Origin of the sequence: Blautia sp. HCP3S3_D9 (assembly GCF_052063845.1) — a bacterium.
Classification (GTDB): Bacteria; Bacillota; Clostridia; order Lachnospirales; family Lachnospiraceae; genus Blautia_A.
Genome location: NZ_JBQHWS010000287.1, coordinates 1 through 620, shown reverse-complemented (window position 1 = coordinate 620; position 620 = coordinate 1). Strand labels below are relative to the sequence as shown.

At 46.9% G+C, this 620-nt stretch carries 1 rRNA gene; it reads left to right on the top strand.

The window, feature by feature from the left end:
- Window positions 1-154: 154 nt before the first annotated feature.
- Window positions 155-620, top strand: a 16S ribosomal RNA gene (locus tag ACTNES_RS20940); the annotation flags it as partial.

The window sequence follows — 620 nt, the reverse complement described above, 5'->3', positions numbered from 1 at the left end:
AGCTGTCGCAAGACAGACAACCTTGATAACTAAACAGTGAAACACATACGATTCTCGAAAATTCTTTACATTTTTAAGAACGGTTGAATAAACCAAAAACAGTAAAAACGAGAGATAACTAAGCTAGTTGGTTGTCTTGAGTGAATCAAACATTTTATCAGAGAGTTTGATCCTGGCTCAGGATGAACGCTGGCGGCGTGCTTAACACATGCAAGTCGAACGGGAATTACTTTATTGAAACTTCGGTCGATTTAATTTAATTCTAGTGGCGGACGGGTGAGTAACGCGTGGGTAACCTGCCTTATACAGGGGGATAACAGTCAGAAATGACTGCTAATACCGCATAAGCGCACGGAACCGCATGGTTCTGTGTGAAAAACTCCGGTGGTATAAGATGGACCCGCGTTGGATTAGCTTGTTGGTGAGGTAACGGCTCACCAAGGCGACGATCCATAGCCGGCCTGAGAGGGTGAACGGCCACATTGGGACTGAGACACGGCCCAGACTCCTACGGGAGGCAGCAGTGGGGAATATTGCACAATGGGGGAAACCCTGATGCAGCGACGCCGCGTGAAGGAAGAAGTATCTCGGTATGTAAACTTCTATCAGCAGGGAAGATA